The sequence below is a fragment of the Nocardia pseudovaccinii NBRC 100343 genome, assembly GCF_001613225.1.
GTDB lineage: Bacteria > Actinomycetota > Actinomycetes > Mycobacteriales > Mycobacteriaceae > Nocardia > Nocardia pseudovaccinii.
Map to the genome: position 1 here is coordinate 1 of NZ_BDBY01000481.1, position 1,055 is coordinate 1,055.

Annotated in this window: 1 protein-coding gene; it reads left to right on the plus strand. The window is 68.2% G+C overall.

Going from position 1 to position 1,055, the window contains the following annotated elements; all coding sequences use genetic code 11:
- Positions 1–1,055, plus strand: a 1,055-nt coding sequence (locus tag NP3_RS46025) for an acyl carrier protein (RefSeq protein WP_169814701.1), incomplete at both ends; no start/stop codon positions are given.

The window sequence follows — 1,055 nt, forward strand, 5'->3', positions numbered from 1 at the left end:
TGCCCCCGCTGCTGCGCGCACTGGCGCCCGCGGAGCGGCGGTCCGCGGCGCTCTCGACGGTGGGGTCGAGTCTGCGGCAACGGCTTTCGGGTCTGGACGCCGGTCGGCAGCGGCAGGCGGTGCTCGATACCGTCCGCACCCATATCGCGGCAGTTCTCGGCCACGACAGCGCGTCCGCGATCGATCCCGATCGCGCCTTCCAGGACCTGGGTTTCGATTCCCTCGGTGCGGTCGAGTTGCGTAACCGGCTCAAGACCGCCACCGGTCTGTCGCTGGCGGCCGCGGTCGTCTTCGACTACCCCACACCGCAGGCGCTGGCCGCGCACCTGACCGACGAACTCACCGGCACCGGGCACAACGTGGTGGTCACCGCCGCGAAAACCTTCGACGGCGAACCGATCGCGATCGTCGGCATGGCGTGCCGGTACCCGGGCGGGGTCCGATCGCCCGAGGAGCTGTGGCAGCTGGTCGTGACGGGGACCGACGCGACGTCGGAGTTCCCGGTGAACCGCGGCTGGGATACCGAGCGGCTGTACGACCCGACCGGGGAAACACCGCACACCACGTACACGCGTTCGGGCGGATTCCTGCATGCCGCGGGTGAGTTCGATCCGGCGTTCTTCAACATCAGCCCGAATGAGGCCGCGCTGATGGATCCGCAGCAGTTTCTGCTGCTGGAGACCTCGTGGGAGGCGTTCGAACGGGCCGGTGTCGACCCCGCGCTGCTGCGCGGCAGTGCGACCGGTGTCTTCGCGGGCATGATGTATCACGACTATCCGGTCAACGCGAACGCGGGATCCATTGCGTCCGGCCGTATCTCGTATGTATTCGGTCTGGAGGGGCCGTCGGTCACGGTGGACACGGCGTGTTCGTCGTCGCTGGTGACAATGCATCTGGCGGCGCAGTCGCTGCGGTCGGGTGAGTGCGATCTGGCGCTGGCTGGTGGTGTGACCGTGATGGCGACTCCCGAGACCTTTGTGGAGTTCAGCCGACAGCGGGGGCTCTCGCCGGACGGCCGGTGTAAGTCGTTCTCCGACACCGCCGATGGCGTCGCC